Annotated in this window: 13 protein-coding genes; 6 read left to right on the plus strand and 7 right to left on the minus strand. The window is 33.8% G+C overall.

Translation table 11 applies throughout. The features are described 5' to 3' along the window. Nucleotides 1-5: 5 nt before the first annotated feature. The 3 genes from Q0912_RS04825 to Q0912_RS04835 all read left to right on the plus strand — a co-directional run bounded on the left by Q0912_RS04825 (nt 6) and on the right by Q0912_RS04835 (nt 5,729). The gene (locus Q0912_RS04825) at nt 6-1,325 is read left to right on the plus strand and encodes a peptidoglycan DD-metalloendopeptidase family protein (RefSeq protein WP_299112616.1); all 1,320 of its coding nucleotides are present in this window, start codon (nt 6-8) and stop codon (nt 1,323-1,325) included. Continuing rightward, the gene (gene pgi / locus Q0912_RS04830; protein ID WP_299112618.1) at nt 1,325-2,971 is read left to right on the plus strand and encodes a glucose-6-phosphate isomerase; all 1,647 of its coding nucleotides are present in this window, start codon (nt 1,325-1,327) and stop codon (nt 2,969-2,971) included. Before Q0912_RS04825 ends, pgi begins: the two co-directional genes overlap by 1 nt. Before the next feature lie 163 nt (nt 2,972-3,134). Continuing rightward, complete coding sequence (locus Q0912_RS04835) at nt 3,135-5,729, plus strand: carboxypeptidase-like regulatory domain-containing protein (protein ID WP_299112619.1); 2,595 nt, start codon at nt 3,135-3,137, stop codon at nt 5,727-5,729. 74 nt (nt 5,730-5,803) lie between these two features. Here Q0912_RS04835 and gldD read toward each other — a convergent pair whose 3' ends face one another. The 4 genes from gldD to mutY form a co-directional block, all read right to left on the minus strand. After that, nucleotides 5,804-6,373, minus strand: coding sequence for a gliding motility lipoprotein GldD (gldD, locus tag Q0912_RS04840; RefSeq protein WP_299112620.1), 570 nt, complete (start codon nt 6,371-6,373; stop codon nt 5,804-5,806). After that, nucleotides 6,370-7,689 (minus strand): gliding motility-associated protein GldE, encoded by a 1,320-nt coding sequence (locus Q0912_RS04845; RefSeq protein ID WP_299112621.1) that lies wholly within the window; start codon nt 7,687-7,689, stop codon nt 6,370-6,372. The genes gldD and Q0912_RS04845 overlap by 4 nt, the downstream gene beginning before the upstream one ends. Nucleotides 7,690-7,711: 22 nt before the next feature. Next, nucleotides 7,712-8,158, minus strand: coding sequence for a single-stranded DNA-binding protein (ssb, locus tag Q0912_RS04850; protein WP_299112622.1), 447 nt, complete (start codon nt 8,156-8,158; stop codon nt 7,712-7,714). Between the two features lie 72 nt (nt 8,159-8,230). Further along, nucleotides 8,231-9,280: an A/G-specific adenine glycosylase gene (mutY, locus tag Q0912_RS04855; protein ID WP_299112623.1), complete on the minus strand. Its 1,050-nt coding sequence runs from the start codon at nt 9,278-9,280 to the stop codon at nt 8,231-8,233. 134 nt (nt 9,281-9,414) lie between these two features. Between mutY and Q0912_RS04860 the strand changes: the two genes are divergently transcribed. Both Q0912_RS04860 and Q0912_RS04865 read left to right on the plus strand, forming a co-directional pair. Then, nucleotides 9,415-9,705 carry an HU family DNA-binding protein gene (locus Q0912_RS04860; protein WP_185788003.1) on the plus strand — a complete coding sequence of 97 codons (291 nt, stop codon included), beginning with the start codon at nt 9,415-9,417 and terminating at the stop codon, nt 9,703-9,705. Nucleotides 9,706-10,066: 361 nt separating this feature from the next. Next, nucleotides 10,067-11,611: a ribonuclease E/G gene (locus Q0912_RS04865; RefSeq protein WP_299112624.1), complete on the plus strand. Its 1,545-nt coding sequence runs from the start codon at nt 10,067-10,069 to the stop codon at nt 11,609-11,611. Between the two features lie 65 nt (nt 11,612-11,676). Here Q0912_RS04865 and Q0912_RS04870 read toward each other — a convergent pair whose 3' ends face one another. The 3 genes from Q0912_RS04870 to Q0912_RS04880 all read right to left on the minus strand — a co-directional run bounded on the left by Q0912_RS04870 (nt 11,677) and on the right by Q0912_RS04880 (nt 14,539). Beyond that, the gene (locus tag Q0912_RS04870; RefSeq protein WP_299112625.1) at nt 11,677-12,714 is read right to left on the minus strand and encodes an aldo/keto reductase; all 1,038 of its coding nucleotides are present in this window, start codon (nt 12,712-12,714) and stop codon (nt 11,677-11,679) included. 93 nt (nt 12,715-12,807) lie between these two features. Further along, the gene (locus Q0912_RS04875) at nt 12,808-13,767 is read right to left on the minus strand and encodes an OmpA family protein (RefSeq protein ID WP_299112626.1); all 960 of its coding nucleotides are present in this window, start codon (nt 13,765-13,767) and stop codon (nt 12,808-12,810) included. A gap of 10 nt (nt 13,768-13,777) precedes the next feature. Next, nucleotides 13,778-14,539, minus strand: coding sequence for an exodeoxyribonuclease III (locus Q0912_RS04880; protein WP_299112627.1), 762 nt, complete (start codon nt 14,537-14,539; stop codon nt 13,778-13,780). A 167-nt stretch (nt 14,540-14,706) separates the two neighbouring features. On the opposite strand from Q0912_RS04880, the gene Q0912_RS04885 reads away from it, so the two are divergent. Then, nucleotides 14,707-18,135 carry a hypothetical protein gene (locus Q0912_RS04885; protein WP_299112628.1) on the plus strand — a complete coding sequence of 1,143 codons (3,429 nt, stop codon included), beginning with the start codon at nt 14,707-14,709 and terminating at the stop codon, nt 18,133-18,135. Nucleotides 18,136-18,364 lie beyond the last annotated feature (229 nt).

Below are 18,364 nucleotides of genomic sequence, written 5' to 3' on the forward strand. Positions count from 1 at the left end.
CATTAATGCACTTAAAAAGACTAATAGCAATAACCGTAATTACGGTTTGTTTTTTGGCATGTAAAGACGATAATTCAACTGAAGAAGCTTACAAAAAAGAAATTACTGAAACCGTTGAAAAAGAAAAAATTCTAGAATTTGGTTTTGATCTTGATCAATATGAATTTAAAAGAGACACTATAAAAAAAGGGGATACTTTTGGTATTATTCTAGAACGTAATAATATTGGGTACCCTAAGATCTATCAAATTGCAGAAAGAGCAAAAGATACTTTTGATATTGCTACAAAACTTCAAGTAGGTAAGCCTTACACACTTCTTTTTGCCAAAGAGGATGCAAATGATAGTATTCAAAAGCCTACTACATTTATATACCAACAGAACCTAGAAGATTATGTGGTAATTGATTTCAAAGATTCTATTCAGGCCTACACCAAAACAAAACCGATTACCTATGTTGAAAAAACAGCTACTGGTATTATTGAAAACAATATCTCCGAAACTTTAGAGAATAAAGGTTTAAGTCAGGTGTTAGCTTATAAAATGGCTGATGATATTTATGCATGGACTATAGACTTTAGAAGACTACAACCTGGTGATAGATTTAAAGTAATTTATACAGACAAATATATAGACGATAGTATTTATGCAGGTGTACATAATGTAAAAGCAGCTTACTTTGAGCATAATGGGGACTCATTATATGCTTTTGAGTTTAAAACAGATTCTATTAAAAACATAGTAGACTATTTTAGTGAAGACGCAAAAAATTTACGACGCGCATTTTTAAAAATGCCTGTAAAGTTTGGACGCTTGTCTTCTCGTTACAACCTTAAGCGACGCATAGCTTATTATGGTTATAAAGTGCGACCACACAAAGGGACAGATTTTGCTGCACCTATAGGTACTCCAATTATGGCTACAGCAAATGGAACAGTAATTGAATCTACCAGACGAGGAGGAAATGGTAAATATGTAAAGATTAGACATAATGATACCTATACTACTCAGTATTTACATATGAAGGCACAAAATGTAAAAAAAGGACAATTTGTAAAACAGGGGGATATTATTGGTTGGGTTGGTATGACTGGTAATTCTGGAGGTCCACATGTGTGTTATCGTTTTTGGAAAAACGGAAAACAAGTAGACCCTTTTAAGCAAAAACTACCAGAAGCTAAGCCCATTTCAGATAGTCTTAAAGCTCAATACTTAGAATATATAAAACCTATAAGACAGCAATTAGACAATATCTTTTTCTTAGAAACGGATCACATAGAACCAGAAAATACAATAACTGAAGACCCAATTACCGACATACAATAATGGCATTAAAATCTACAAACCCTTCTCAAACTAAATCTTGGGAGCAATTACGATCACATTTTGAGACTATAAAGTCTAAGCATCTAAAAACATTGTTTAGCTCTAACATAAATAGAGCAAATGATTTGACCATTAAATGGCAAGACTTTTATGTAGATTTCTCTAAAAATAGAGTTACAACCGAAACCTTGGATTTATTAATTCAACTTGCTAATGAAGTAGATTTAAAAGATGCTATTTCAAAATATTTTAAAGGAGATATCATTAATGCTACTGAAGGAAGAGCAGTTTTACATACGGCACTTAGAACCTCAAAAGATGAAACCATTTTTGTGGATGGGGAAAATGTGATTCCTAAGGTATATGAGGTTAAAGAAAAAATAAAAACATTTACCAAAGCAGTTGTCAGTGGTGAGTATAAAGGCTTTACAGGTAAAGCTATTACTGATGTTGTAAATATTGGTATTGGTGGTTCTGATCTAGGACCAGCAATGGTTGTAGATTCGCTTCAATATTACAAAAACCACCTTAACACACATTTTGTTAGCAATGTAGATGGTGACCATCATAGAGAGGTGATTAAAAACTTAAACCCGGAAACAACACTTTTCGTTGTAGTTTCCAAAACCTTTACTACGCAAGAAACCTTATCTAATGCAAATTCTATTAGAGACTGGTTCATAGAAAGTTTACCAAAAGAGGCCATTTCAAAACATTTTGTTGCGGTATCTACAAATATAGAAAGCGTAAAAACCTTTGGTATTGATGAAGCCAATATTTTTCCAATGAAGGATTGGGTAGGCGGTCGTTTTTCATTGTGGAGTGCAGTAGGTTTATCTATTAGCCTTGCCTTAGGTTACGAAAACTTTGAAAACTTACTAGAGGGTGCCCATAAAATGGATGAACATTTTAAAACTACAGACTTTAAAGATAATATTCCTGTGGTATCTGCATTACTTACTGTTTGGTATAATAATTTTTTCAAAGCCGAAAGTGAAGCCATAATTCCATATACACAATATTTAAACCAATTTGCTACATACTTGCAACAAGGTATTATGGAAAGTAATGGAAAAAGTGTCGATAGAGCGGGTAATACAATTAATTATCAAACAGGGACTTTAATTTGGGGAGAGCCAGGAACCAACTCGCAACATGCTTTTTTTCAGCTCATCCATCAAGGTACAAAATTGATTCCAACAGATTTTATTGGTTTTGTAGAATCACTTCATGGTAATATGGAGCATCACGATAAGTTAATGTCTAATTATTTTGCGCAAACAGAAGCTTTGATGAATGGTAAAACTGAAGCGGAAGTTTTATCCGAGTTAAAAGACCAATCTCTTTCAAAAGCCGAAATAGAAAAATTATTACCTTTTAAAATATTTGAAGGTAATAAACCAACAACTTCAATCTTAATTCAAAAATTAACACCCGAAAGCTTAGGAAAGCTTATTGCTATGTACGAACATAAAATCTTTGTACAAGGTATCATTTGGAATATCTATAGTTATGATCAATTTGGTGTAGAATTAGGTAAACAATTAGCGAAATCTATACTAAAAGAACTTAATTCTTCTGAAAACTCTTCTCAACACGATAGTTCTACTCAAAACTTAGTAGCTTTTTATAGAAAAAATCGTTAAAATTTGTTAAAAAGTTTCTGAAAAATTAATTATGCATGCATAAAAATTGTTAAATGTATAATTAACTTAGTGGTGTTAAAATTTTTAACATTTAGGTAATATTATAACCATAGTTAGTTGTAATTTTGCGGAGAATATTGAAACCAATTAACTTAAATTTTATATGAAAAAATTTAACCAATTTTTATTTGCAACTGTAATGATGCTCTTCACTACAGTAGCGTTTGCTCAAAGCACTATTAAAGGTAAAGTAATAGATGCAGAGATGAACTCACCTCTTCCTGGGGCTAATGTGCTCGAAAAAGGAACAACAAATGGTGTAACAACAGACTTTGAGGGTACTTTTACTTTAACGACCCAATCAGATTCTGGTGAGATCGTAATCTCTTATGTAGGATACGAATCTAAAACTATTCAGTTTAATGGAGATGCAGATTTAGGAACAATAGCACTTAACTCAGACAATAGTTTAGATGAGGTTGTTATTATAGGTTCTGGAGTTATTGATTTAGCAGAAGGCCGAAAGACTCCAGTTGCTGTAGCTACAGTTAAAAAAGCAGAGATTCAAGCAAAAGGTGTGGGTAACGTTGAAGTTACTGAGATACTAAAAAGTACACCATCTGTCTTCGTTTCTCCTGGTGGTGGTGGTTTTGGTGACAGTGCATTATTTGTAAGAGGTTTTGATGATACCAATACAGCAGTACTATTAAATGGTCAACCAATAAACTCTCAAGAAGATGGTCGTATATTCTGGTCTAATTGGCAAGGTGTTGCAGATGTTGCAAACGCAATTCAGGTTCAACGTGGGTTAGGCGCTTCAAAATTAGCGATCTCATCTGTTGGTGGTACTGTAAATATTGTAACCAAAGCAGCAGATAAGCAAAGAGGAGGCTCTGTGCGTTTTTTAGCAGGTAACGATAGCTATTTTAAAACTACAGCAGAGTATAATACAGGTGTAAATGATAAAGGCTGGGCATTTTCATTTTTAATAGACCATTGGCAAGCGCACAGAAGCTGGGCTGAAGGAACATTTGGTGAAGGTCAAAACTATTTTTTCTCTGTGGGTTACAAGCCAAATGAAAGACACAATTTCAATTTCTTGTTAACTGGTGCGCCTCAGGCTCACGGTCAGCGCTGGTCTCAGAGTAGACAAAGAATTAAAGATGACCCTAAGTTTAACCAACATTGGGGTTATACTAGTAGTGAAGAAAACGGACGTTACACTTCTGAGATAGATTCTGAACGTCGTAATTTTTATCACAAGCCTGTTATGAATCTTAACTGGGATTGGACTATCAATGATAAGTCTAGTTTATCTACTGTATTATATGCCTCATGGGGACGTGGTGGAGGAACTGGTCCTCGAGGTGAAGGCCGAATCAGAACAGCCGATGGTCAAATAGATTATTTTGCTATTGAACAAGCTAATGAGGCAATAGGTGTTTCGATGGGTGGTGATGATGGACCTGGTTACATTAGAAGAGCGTCTATGAATAATCATGCTTGGTACGGCATTGTATCTAATTTTAACCATGAGTTTACTGAAAACTTATCATTTAATGTAGGTACTGATTTAAGATACTATAAAGGTGATCACTTTAGACAAATTGTTGATCTATATGGCTTAGAAGGCTGGGAAGAAGATGGTGTTGTTTATACTGAAACATACGATGCTGACCCATGGGCTGCCTTATTTGATTTTGCTGATGAAGATGATAGAATTGATTATGATTACTCGGAGACAATTACCTACCAAGGCTTATTTACTCAACTAGAATATTCTAAAGATAAATTTTCTACGTTTATTCAAGCTGCAGTATCTAATCAAACCTATGTAAGAGAAGGAAGACATATTTCTTATTCAGATGATAACCTTGGAGATTCTGACGATTTAAATAAAGTTGGTTATAACATAAAAGGTGGTGTAAGCTATGCGATAAATGATGCTAACAAATTCTTTATTAACGCAGGTTATTATTCTAGACAACCATTTTTAGATAATGTATTTGAAAACATAAGAAGAGAAAATACATTAGTAAGCCCTGAAGTTGACAATGAAGATATTACAGGTGTTGAAATAGGTTACGAATTTAAAATATGTGATAACTTTACTGCTGTTGCCAACTTCTATCATACACAATGGGAGAATAGAGTTGATGTAGCTGGTGGTGGTACTATTGATAATGGTACTCCTGGTGACCCGAGTGATGATATAGAGGTGAGTTTCTTTGAAAGAGGGATTAATCAAAAGCATATAGGTGCCGAGCTAGATTTTATATATCGCCCAACAAGTTGGTTAAGACTAAACGGATTCTTATCTGCTGGTAGCTGGAAGTTTGAAGGAGCTAGTACTTCTGATACATTTAATGAGGATACAGGCGAGTTAATAAGTTCTAGTGAGGCTGAAGATAGAGATGGTGTGCGAGTACCTGGTATAGCACAAACTACTGCTGGATTCTCCGCTAATGCTAAAATTACAAGTTCATTATCGATTGATGGTAATATCAATTATTTTGGTAACAACTACGAGCATGATCGTACAGCTATACAAACACGAAACGTTGGTAAAGTAGCAGCATATAGCTTAACAGACTTTGGTCTTACTTACACATACAACTTTGGTAATAATGATTCTCTTGTCTTAAGAGGTAATGTTTTTAATGCCTTTGATAATATAGTGGTAAGTAACTCAGATCGTTTTGGGTTCTTTAATACCGATGGTAGAACTTATAATGTAAGTTTAATTTACAAATTCTAATATAGTAGCTTTAAGTTATATAATAAAAAAAGCAGCCAATTGGCTGCTTTTTTTATTACTCAATCCAAGAACCGTTAATCTTTCCAACGTATAGATTCCATAATCTGCTTAATATCTTTCTTTAAATATTCTGAGGCTGGATAAATAGAATCATAATTGGGCTTTGCATAAAAATACAAAGACCCACTTAGAAAGTGGTTAATACTATCTGTAACATAAAATTGCGATTGCGAAGCTGCATCACCACCAATTTCATAAAGCATACCGTAAACCTTATGCTCACTATTCTGAAACTCGTTTTGCGAAATTTCATCAGCTTTAATTGTGTGCTTTTGCGTTAGGTTTTGAGCATCGCGTAGCAAGCTGTCTAAATTATCACTATTTACCGCTTTGTATGTAAGGTAAATTGTGGCTTTTAAACTGGTATACTTTACATCAATACCCTTAGATTTGCCCGATGTTTTTACTTTAGATATCGGCTCCGCAAGTTTGTTCTTGTCAAAACTAAAAGGAAGAGGTATGATAGCTTTTTTATATACAGCGGCAGGATATTCTAACCTTAAATACCCTTTTGGTTTTGGTAAGGCGTCATCACCACAGCCCAACATAAAAAAACTTAAAAGAGGAATAACTATACGTTTCATAAATTAGGCTTAAGTAAAGTTAGTTTAATTTGCTTTATACGCTTTCGCTCTAAAGCTTCTATAGTAAAAACGTAATTTTTAAAATTTATTTTACTACCTATTCTTGGAAAACCGCCAGAGATTTCCAATACAAAGCCAGCTAAAGTTTCAGCTTCTCCTTTACGGTTTTCAAAATCTTCTACATCATCTTCTATACCAACGATTTTATACACGTCCTTTAAAGGTGTTTTACCTTCAAAACTGTAATTGTTATTATCTAACTTGGTATAGATTAAATCGTCATCATCGTATTCATCGCTAATATCACCAACAATCTCCTCTATAATATCTTCTAAAGAAACCAAACCAGAAGTGCCACCATATTCATCGACTACAACGGCTAGATGCACTTTTTTTGCCTGAAAATCAACCATTAAATCATCTAACTTTTTGTTCTCAGGAACAAAGAAAGGGTCTCGTAATAAGTTAGTCCAGTTAAATTTTTTCTTGTTTAAGTGTGGCAAAAGATCCTTTACATAGAGAATACCTTTTATGGTGTCAATACTTTCCTCATATACTGGAATTCTAGAGTAACCATTATCAATAATATCCTCTATAATAGTTTCAAATGGAGTATCAATACTTAAGGCAAATAAATCCATTCTTGGCCGCATTACTTGCTTAGTGTCTGTGTTTCCAAACGAAACAATACCCTGCAGTAGCTTTTGCTCTTCTTGTGTCGTATCTTGGTTATTGGTGAGTTCTAAAGCTTGAGACAATTGATCTACACTAAGGTTAGACTGTTGTTTGCCAAACTTATCCTGAATTTTAAGCGTTACATAATGCATTGGCAGACTGATGGGCGAAAATACTACATCTAAAAATCTTAAAGGCTTAGCCATAAAAGATGAAAACTTCACACTATTTCTGCTTGCGTAAATCTTTGGAATAATTTCACCAAATAATAAGATTAAAAACGTCGCAGAAACCACTTCCAGTATAAATCTAAGAATAGTACTCGTAATATCTTTAAAAAGTGTTTCGCCGATATAAGCAAATAACAATACAATAGCTATGTTTATAAAGTTATTGGCAACTAAAATGGTGGCAAGTAATTTTTTAGGGCGCTCTAACAATGTAGCGATAACCTGCATAGCAAAAGATTTGTTTTCTAAACCTTTATCTATGTTAGATTTAGTTAACGAAAATAGCGCTACTTCAGCTCCTGAAATTAGTGCAGAACAAACTAGAAGCAAAAAAAGTAATACAACACTTGTAATGAAAGATGTATTGGTAACTAATAAATTTGAAATTAAAACCGTGGGTTCTGGGTCCAAGATAAAATTAGATTAATTGAGTTTAAAATGGTAAATCATCATCACCGTCGGGCACTACACTATTTTGATTTTGTTGTTGCTGAGGTTGTGATGGTTGTACAGGGTTAGGCCGTTGACCTTGCTGTTGCTCGTTCTTATTGGTTAAGAATGTAAAATCTGTGCATTGTATCTCGGTAGAATAGCGCTCCATTCCTTTATCATCCGTCCATTTTCTGGTTTTAATACGACCTTCTATATAGACTTTATCACCTTTACTAAGATATTTTTCGCAAATTTCAGCCGCTTTATTTCTTACCACAATATTGTGCCACTCTGTATTAGAAACACGTTCATTAGTTTGTTTGTTGGTATAAGTTTCATTGGTTGCCAAAGGGAAACGACCGACACAATTTTTGTCATCGAAATAATGCATTTTTACTTCATCTCCCAAATGCCCAATTAGCATTACTTTGTTTAACGTTCCTGACATAATAATTTTGTTTTAGCCTGCAAAGTTACAGTTTTAGATAGTAACCTTAAAATTAATAAAAAAATGTGATTTCTATATACTGTTAAAATTGAATTGCTTTATAAAATCACTAATTAAAACAGGAGTAGGATATGCAACCAAGCTTTCAACAGAGATACGCTGTTTTGGCAACTTATCAACTTCAATAATCCAGAATTTGGTGTACAGATGTTGGTGCGAAAGCTTATGAACTTTATCCATTTCGTTGTAAAGCGAATATTCAAATTTAAGATTACTTAATGCTGTGCTTTTTAGATCTAATAGTTGAAACTCATCAGCACTTAAGCTTTTTTCAGATTCAATTAATGGAAATTGATATAAGTTTTGCCATATTCCTTTACCTATACGTTTTTCTAAGAGGGTGTTTTTGTTTTGATCAATACAAACTAAAAAATTGAAATACTTAGTGGTAACTTTAGTTTTTTTCAACTTTACAGGTAGCACGTTTACTAAATTCTTTTGCAACGCAACACAACTATCTTTTAATGGGCATACTGAGCAATCAGGACTTCTGGGTTTACATTGTTTAGCACCAAACTCCATAATAGCTTGGTTAAATGTCGCAGGGTCTTTTTTGTCAATTGAAGATGTAGCCAAAGCTTTAAAAGCTTTAATCCCTACAGTTGAGTTAATAGGAGTGTCAATACCATAAAAACGCGATAATACCCTATAAACATTACCATCTACTACTGCAGTAACTTCATTAAAAGCTATAGAAGCTATGGCACTAGCTGTGTAATCGCCTACCCCTTTAAGCTTTAATAAATCTTTGTAATTATCTGGAAATTCTCCATCTAACTCAAAAGCAATATGTTTTGCTGTGGTATGAAGGTTTCTGGCTCTGGAGTAATACCCTAAACCTTGCCATAGTTTTAAAATGTCTTGTTCAGAAGCATTTGCCAGATCAAAAACTGTAGGATACCGCTCAACAAAAGCTTCATAATAAGGTAAGCCTTGTTTAACCTGAGTTTGCTGTAAAATTATTTCTGAAAGCCAAATATAGTATGGATTTTTTGTCTTTCTCCAAGGTAATTCTCGCTTATTAATTGAATACCAATAAGTTAGTTTGTTTTTAAAATCCATTTAACTTTTAAATAATTAAAGCAAAATTAAATCTTTATTACGTTAAATTTTAATTAATTACGCTTGAAATATTGAAATTAAATTACATATATTTGCATCCCTTAGAATTTATAGTAACCCTAAAACTAATAACAATGACAAAAGCCGATTTGGTAGCTAAGATATCTGATAAACTAGGAATAGAAAAAGGAGATGTACAAGCTACGGTAGAAACTTTTATGGAAGAAGTAAAATCATCTCTAGAAAGTGGTGATAACGTATATTTAAGAGGTTTCGGAAGCTTCATTATTAAAACAAGAGCTGAGAAAACTGGTCGTAACATTTCAAAAAATACTACGATTAAAATACCAGCTCACAACATACCAGCTTTTAAACCAGCTAAAGTATTTTTAGAAGGTGTAAAATCTAATGTTGAAGTGAACTAAAAAAATATTAATTAAAAAGCATTATTTATTATGCCAAGTGGTAAAAAAAGAAAAAGACACAAGGTAGCGACGCATAAGCGTAAAAAACGTAGACGCGCTAATCGTCACAAAAAGAAATAAATTGTTAAAAGTAGTTTTTCAGCTACTTTTTTCAGTTTTAAAAAACGTTCTTTGATATAGAATTTAAGCGTATTTAATAGAGTACACTTAAGTTTGTTGGACATTCTCGAATACTTCGAGAAATCCTGTGTCAAATAATTGGGCGCATTTATATTTTTTCTATTAAAACGAAAAATGTTTAAATATGCCCATTAAGTAAAATCCATCTATCTCAATGAAGAGCTAGATATAAATTAACATTATGAACAAAGAATTAATCGTAAGATCGAGTTCAGATATTGTTGATTTTGCCTTATTAAAAGATGGAAAACTTATTGAATTACATAAAGACGAAGAGGATAACAACTTTGCAGTAGGTGATATTTTTATTGCCAAAATACGTAAAGTTATGCCAGGTCTAAATGCCGCGTTTGTTAACGTAGGTTATGAGAAAGATGGTTTTTTACACTATCATGATCTGGGTCCAAAATTACCTTCGCTTTTAAAATTCATTAAACGTGTAAGCACAGGAAAATTAAGAGATTATAATCTCAAAGACTTTCCGATGGAAAAGGATTTAGATAAGCATGGCAAAATTGCACATGCATTAAAATCTAATCAATCCATTTTAGTACAAGTAGTAAAAGAACCAATTTCCACTAAAGGACCACGCATTAGTTCAGAATTATCTATTGCTGGAAGATACATTGTTCTGGTGCCGTTTTCTAACCGTATTTCAATTTCTCAAAAAATTGAATCGCAAGAAGAGAAGGACCGCCTTAAAAGACTTGTTAAAAGTATCACACCTAAAGGATTTGGTGTTATTATTCGTACAGTAGCTGAAGGCAAAAAAGTTGCCGAGCTCGATAGTGATTTACAGAATTTGCTGAGCAGATGGACAGCAATGTGTAAAAAATTGTACAAAGCACATCACCCGACTAAAGTATTGGGAGAAATGAACAAAGCATCCTCAATTTTAAGGGATATTTTTAATGATTCATTTTCTGGTATTGTTGTAGATGATGAGGAATTGTACCTACAAGTAAAAGATTACGTGCAACAGATTGCACCGAAAAAAGAGTCTATTGTAAAGTATTACAAAAACGGAGTGCCAATTTTTGAAAAATTTGGTATAGAACGCCAAATAAAAACATCGTTTGGCAAAACCGTTTCTATGGCTAAAGGAGCGTATTTGGTTATAGAACATACAGAAGCTATGCATGTTATTGATGTAAATAGCGGTAACCGTTCTAACAAAGAAAAAAGCCAAGAAGATACGGCCTTAGAAGTTAATATGATTTCTGCTGCAGAGATTGCACGCCAATTACGCTTGCGTGATATGGGTGGTATAATCGTTGTCGATTTTATCGATATGGGACGCGCAGAAAACCGTAAAAAGCTTTACAACTATCTCAGAGATGAGATGAAAGACGACAAAGCAAAGCACAAGATATTGCCGCCGAGTAAGTTTGGTTTAGTGCAAATTACCAGACAGCGCGTTAGGCCAGAGCGCAATATAAAAACTAAAGAAGAGAATCCTAATTTAGTGGGAGGAGACGAAATCGAAGCGCCAATTAAAGTGGTGTCTCGCATTAAGCAAGACCTCGAAAGGATTTTAAAGAAAGACTATAAAAAGATAACCTTAAATGCACATCCTTTTATAGCGGCCTTTTTAACCAAAGGGTATCCGTCAGTACGTACAAAGTGGTTCTTTGAACACAAAAAATGGGTAAAAGTTTTACCTAGAGATGCTTACACTTATCTTGAATACCATTTCTTTGACAAAGATGGTAACAAAATCAAATAATATCTATTAGAAAAAAGCCCAATTGAAATCTCGATTGGGCTTTTTGATTTTTAAAACTTAACTTATTAAGGCGCAGGATTAGGAATCTCGGCATGCACTGCATTAATAGCTTTCATCACTTCTTCTGATAACGAAATATTAATGCTATCAATGTTTTCTTCTAATTGCTCTAAATTAGTTGCTCCAATAATATTACTAGTTAAAAACGGTCGTTCATTTACAAAAGCCAAAGCCATTTGTGCCAAAGCCATGTTATGGTCTTCTGCAATTTTTAAATAGCGTTTTGTGGCTTCTGTAGCTTGGGTTCCACTATATCGAGCAAACCTTGGAAATAATTTTAAACGTGCATTATCTGCGGCTGTGCCTTTTATATATTTTCCAGATAACACACCAAAAGCCATAGGAGAATACGCTAACAAACCAATACTTTCTCTGTGAGCAATTTCTGCTAAAGCACCTTCAAATGGACGGCATAATAATGAATAAGCATTTTGAATGGTAATCATACGAGGCAAGTTATTGTATTTAGCTTCTTCTAAATATCTCATTGTTCCCCAGGCTCCTTCGTTAGAAATACCAACATGTCTTATTTTACCAGATTTAATGATTTCATCTAGGTTATGAAGAATTTCATTAAAATTATCTTCCCATTTATCATTTGGATTGTGTACATAGTCTCTTGTGCCAAAGAGTAGTGTTTCTCTTTCTGGCCAATGTAACTGATACAAATCAATATAATCGGTCTGTAAGCGTTTTAGACTATTGTCAACGGCTTCATTAAGTGCCACTTTGCTAAATCCAGTGGTTCTAATATGTGCTGTGTAATCACCTGGGCCTGCAATTTTAGTCGCTAAAACGACCTTATCTCTGTTTCCTGTTTTTGTAAACCAGTTACCAATAATTCGTTCGGTTTCTGCATAGGTCTCTGCTGTAGCTGGTACTGGATATAATTCTGCAACATCAAAGAAGTTGATGCCTTTGTCTATGGCTAAATCCATTTGTGCAAAACCTTCGTCTTGCGTGTTTTGATTTCCCCAAGTCATAGTGCCTAGACATAGTTTGCTAACTTTTATATCTGTATGTGGTAGCGTAGTATATTTCATGTTCACTTCCCACTAAAGAGGGAATCGTATTAAATTAAACTTTTATTTTTTTAAAGAGATTGCTCTGCTTGACAGCTTACAATGACATTAAAATTATATCTCACTCAACAGCTTAGAAATCTCATCTAATTTAGGCGTTAAAATCACTTCTATACGTCTGTTTTTTGCTTTGCCTTCTGCTGTTTCATTACTTGCTATAGGAGCATATTCACCACGACCTGCAGCAGTTAAGTTTTCAGGATTAATAGAAGCATTCTCTCTTAAAATATTTACAATTGCGGTAGCACGTTTTGTAGATAAATCCCAATTACCGCTTAGTTGCGCATTACCTTTATATGGATCATCATCAGTATGACCTTCAATTAAAATAGCTATATCAGGATTTTCTGCCAGTACACTTCCCAATTGCTGTACAGCTTTACGACCTTCGGTTCCAACAGACCAACTACCAGACTGAAATAATAATTTGTTTTCCATTGAGACATAGACTTTTCCATTGCGTTGCTCAACAGTTAAACCTTTACCTTCAAAATTGGTCAAGGCTTTAGAAATAGCATCTTTTAAAGCACGCATGTTCGCATCTTTTGCTGCTATAACACTTTCGAGTTCAGCAACACGTTTAGAACGGTTTTCTAATTCTTTTTTAAGGTTATTAAGGCGTTCACTTTCTGTAGCTAAAGCTTGTTCTTTGGCTTCAAGTTTAGCTAAAAGCTCTCGGTTCTTTTTAGAGTTCTTTGCAATTTCGGTAGAGCTATTCTTTTCTAGTGCTTCGTACGAGGCCTTAAGATTATCTAGATTTGTTTTAGTAGCAGCATAGTCCGAACGTAGTTGGTCTCGTTCCTTTACAGCACTATCATAGGCAGATTGTAAGCTATTTAAGTCATTAGAGAGCTTTGTTTTATCATTAGAAAGTGTCTCTAACTCATCTGTTAAGGACCGGTTTTCTTTTTTAAGGTTAGCATACTTGTCTTCAAGATCTGTGTAGATTTTTTTTGAAACACAAGATGTAAATAAACTTAATGTTAAGGTGATTAATAAAAGTCGTTTAATCATGATTTATGTTTTAAAATTCTAGTTCTAATAAAATTGGACAATGATCGCTGTGTACTGCTTCAGTGAGTATAACGCTTCGTTTAATATTTTCTTGCAAAGGTGTACTTGCCATCGCGTAGTCTAAACGCCAGCCTTTATTATTTGCTCTGGCATTAGCTCTATAGCTCCACCACGAAAACTCTTGTTTTTCAGGGTGTAGATAACGGTAACTATCAATAAAGCCACTGTTAATAAAGTTTCCTAACCATTCACGCTCTTCTGGTAAAAACCCGGAAACCCCTTTCATTTTTGGGTTGTGAATGTCTATGGCTTCATGACAAATATTATAATCGCCACAAACCACTAAGTTTGGCTTTTCCTTTTGAAGATTATTTAAATAGCTATGGATTAGATCCATATACTCAAACTTATGGGCTAACCTGGCATCATTAGTTCCAGAAGGTAAATACATACTCATTACAGAGACATCGTCAAAATCTGCTCTAATGTTCCTACCTTCAAAATCCATAGATGCGATACCAGTACCAAATTCAATATGGTTTGGTTCTGTCTTTGATAGTATGGCAACTCCGCTATACCCTTTTTTCTGTGCACTAAACCAATAATTATAGGCATAGCCTGCATCTTTAAACAAACTAAGGTCGAGCTGTTCTTTCATAGCTTTAATTTCTTGTAAACAAATTACATCCGGATTTGTAGCTTTTAACCAATCAATAAAGCCTTTATTTACGGCAGCTCTAATACCGTTAACGTTATAAGATGTTATTTTCATACAATTTTTAATCTACAGAACTCACTTCATATAAACGCCAGTGAGCTGCTCTTTTTAATTAAACTTTCAGTGTTCTGCTAAATTAAATAATAACCTACTTTTACACTATTATTTTAAGCCTGTTTTAACTTTAAAATATTTTAGGGTTTAGGCAGTTATTATTCTAGATGAAGCAAGCGTTACAATTGGTATTAGTTTTATGTTCTTTTTTGGGGTTTTCTCAAGAGAATTCTAGTAACTATAAAAAAAAGCGTTTTGCAGTTAAAGATTCTATACAAATAGATTCTGTAAGTATTAATCCTTCAAAATTTGTTATAAAAACAAAAGATGGTAAAGTTTTAGATTCTACCGCATATACAATCGACTTTTCTAAAGCTATTCTACGTTTTAATCACTCTATTAAATTAGATACTATTGAAGTTGAATACCTAAGCTATCCAAAATTTCTAACTAAAATTTATAAGCAATTAGATGATAATGTGATTGTAGATCGATCGGGTTCTGGTACGGAAGCTTTATATAAACTCGAAAACACTAAAAAGCAAAATACCTTTACACCTTTTGATGGCTTAACTACATCTGGAAGCATCTCAAGAGGTGTAACGATTGGTAATAATCAAAACTCTGTATTAAATAGTGAACTCGATTTACAGATTTCTGGTAAATTGAGCGATAAGGTGTCTCTAAGAGCATCGATACAAGATGCTAATATTCCGTTACAAGAAAGTGGATATTCGCAACGTTTGGATGAATTCGATCAGGTGTTTATAGAGCTTTTTAGTGAGAACTGGAATATACGTGCTGGTGATGTTGATTTGGTAAATGCCAATAGTTATTTTGCTAACTTTTCTAAGCGTGTACAAGGCCTGCTGGTCAATGCCAATTTGAGTGAAAAAACTAATGTTTTTGCCTCAGGTGCACTGGTAAGGGGACAATTTACAACCACGCAATTTACAGCGCAAGAAGGTAACCAAGGGCCTTATAAATTACGTGGTCCTAACAATGAACTCTTTGTGCTTATTGTCTCAGGAAGTGAAACCGTCTATGTTAATGGTATCCCTTTAGAGCGTGGTGAGAACAGAGATTACATCATCGATTACAATGCTGGTGAAATTATTTTTAATTCTACCTATCCTATCACTTCCGAAATGCGAATCACAGTGGATTACCAATTTAGCGAACGTAACTATTCGCGATTTACTGTGTTTGGCGGTAGTTCCTATAAGTCCGAAAAACTAAGTCTAAATGTTTCTGTGTATTCTGAAAGTGATGCTAAAAACCAACCCTTACAACAAAATTTATCATCAGAGCAAACGCAAATTTTAGCTAATGCAGGAGATGATAGGAGTTTGATGGTTGCTCCATCTGCAACGTCAGAGTCATTTTCTGAAAATAGAATTCTATACCGACAAGAGATTATTGATGGGGAAGAAGTGTTTGTGTTTTCTCAAAATCCCGATGATGAATTGTTTAGCGTAAGTTTTTCTTTAGTTGGTGCTAATCAAGGTAACTATGTTTTGATGAATAGTAATGCCGTGAGTAATATTTTTGAATATGTACCACCAATTGCAGGTGTACCGCAAGGAAATTACGAGCCTATTACGCAGTTGGTTGCACCAGAACGTTTGCAAATAGCGGTTTTAAATGGTCGTTATAAACCAACTGAAAAAACAGATGTATTTTTTGAATTGGCAGGAAGCAAGAATGATCTTAATCTCTTTTCTGGCATAGATGATGACGATAATGATGGCTTTGCAGGAAAACTAAGAGTAAATCAAAAACTCATAAAAACAGATAGCCTATGGAATTTATCGGCTTTGGTTGATGCTGATTTTATTCAGAAGAATTTTAGAACCATTCAACGATTATACAGAGCAGAATTTAATCGCGACTGGAACTTAGATGATGATAGAGATGACCAAGGCAATTTTAATTTTGGTGATCAGGTGTTATTGACCTCAGGATTACAATTGGCACACTCTAAAAAAGGAACAGCAGCGTATAATTTCGAATACTTAGACTATGCAGATAATTTTAAAGGAAATCGCCATAACGTAACAGCAAATTTGCGTTTGGGTAATTTTAATATATTTTCTAACTCTAGTTTTTTAAATAGTGAAAGTACCATAAACCGTTCTACCTTTTTAAGGTCATTTAATCGTGTTGTGTATGGTAAAGGGAATAAATGGGCAGGTGCAAAGTTTGCGATAGAAGATAACGAGCAAACTGTAATTGCCACAGACTCCTTAACACCATTAAGTCAAAAGTTTACAGCTTACGAGGCTTTTGTAGGTATTGGCGACAGTACAAAAGTTTTTGCTGAAGTCGGATACATCAAACGTTTTAATGATAGCTTACGGAATAATTTAGTAGAACGCGTCAATACCTCTAACACATATTATTTAAAATCGCGATTGATTCAGAATAAAAATACCAATCTGCAGTTGTTTGTAAATTTTAGAGATTTAAAAGCCGAAGATCAGTCTACTGAGGATGAGCAAAGTTTAAATAGTAGATTAAATTACAACCAAAAATTCTTTAATAATCTTGTGATGTGGAATACCAGTTTTGAAACTAATTCCGGGACCTTACCACAACAAGATTTTACCTATGTTGAGGTTGAAGCGGGTCAAGGAGCGTACACCTGGATAGATTATAATGAAAATGGCATACAAGAACTCAATGAGTTTGAACTTGCCCAATTTGCCGACCAAGGCAGTTACATTAGAGTATTATTACCTAATCAGATCTTTGTAAGGACACATCAAAATAGACTGAGCCAGACATTGACCATTAATCCTATTCAATGGAATAAATCTGAAAATAAAACGAAGAAATTCTTTTCGCATTTTTATAACCAAACCTCATATTTAATTGATAGAAAAGTGCGTAGAGAGGGGAATAATTTTAGCCTTAACCCTTTTAAGGAAGATGAGGAAAATCAGTTGGCTTTAAACAATAGTGTACGAAATGTGTTGTTTTATAACCGAGGTAAACAACGCTATACCACATCGTACACATTTTTAACGAATACAAGTAGAAACTTGCTATCTATAGGATTTCAGGAGAATAAGTTAACCAATCATCAGTTGAATTTTAACCATAAGTTTGCCAAGATGTGGTTAGCTAATGCACTGGCTAGTTTTGGCACTGATGAAAGTATTAGTGAGAACTTTACCAATCGAAATTTTAATATTGAAGAAGAACGCTTTCAACCAAAACTATCGTACTTATTTAGCGAAAATGCACAATTCGATGTGTTTTACCAATACACTTCAAAGCGCAATACCATAGCTGGTCTCGAAACCTTATCCCAAAATAATTATGGAGTGTCCTTTACGTATAACAATGCTCAAAAAATTGCATTGACAGGTGAGTTTAATTTTTTTCAGAACGAATATGAAGGAGACCCCAACACACCTGTGGCTTACCAAATGCTGGAAGGTTTACAACCTGGAAAAAACTACACATGGAGTTTGTTAGCACAAAAGAAACTAACAAAGTTTCTGGATTTGAATTTAAATTATTTTGGACGTAAAACAGAAACCTCAGAGGTAATCCATACAGGTACAATTCAGTTGAAAGCTTATTTTTAGAGTTTGTAGAGTTGATTTTAAAGAGGAGTATTTAACTCATTATATAATGATACTTATTTGTTTTTACGTACATTATCGTATGATTTAAAAAATTGTTTAGCAATTAATTATATTTTTATTAAAAGATTTTTCTTACATTAAAAATTATTTTATATCTTTAGTAAGTGAATACTCCAAATCACCTTCACCATACTTAACCACTTTAATTTACAGATACTATAATTTATTT

Origin of the sequence: uncultured Winogradskyella sp. (genome assembly GCF_947498345.1) — a bacterium.
In the GTDB taxonomy this organism is placed as follows: Bacteria; Bacteroidota; Bacteroidia; order Flavobacteriales; family Flavobacteriaceae; genus Winogradskyella.